This is a genomic window from Microseira wollei NIES-4236 (assembly GCF_020521235.1).
Lineage (GTDB): Bacteria > Cyanobacteriota > Cyanobacteriia > Cyanobacteriales > Aerosakkonemataceae > Microseira > Microseira wollei.
Genome location: NZ_BLAY01000678.1, coordinates 1 through 271, shown reverse-complemented (window position 1 = coordinate 271; position 271 = coordinate 1). Strand labels below are relative to the sequence as shown.

Genomic DNA, 271 nt, shown 5'->3' with positions numbered 1-271 from the left:
AAAGATTGTAGGATGCCCTGCCCCTACACCCAGGGGCACGGCGTAGATAAATTTTGATTTACACCCAAAGATTGTAGGATGCCCTGCCCCTACACCCAGGGGCACGGCGTAGATCAATTTTGATTTATACCCAAAGATTGTAGGATGCCCTGCCCCTACACCCAGGGGCACGGCGTAGATAAATTTTGATTTACACCCAAAGATGGTAGAATGCCCTGCCCCTACACCCAGGGGCACGGCGTAGATAAATTTTGATTTACACCCAAAGATG

General features: G+C 49.4%; 1 protein-coding gene. It reads right to left on the bottom strand.

Annotation, left to right across the window (positions count from 1 at the left end):
• Positions 1-271, bottom strand: a 271-nt coding sequence (locus tag MiSe_RS50230; RefSeq protein ID WP_226595109.1) for a hypothetical protein, incomplete at both ends; no start/stop codon positions are given.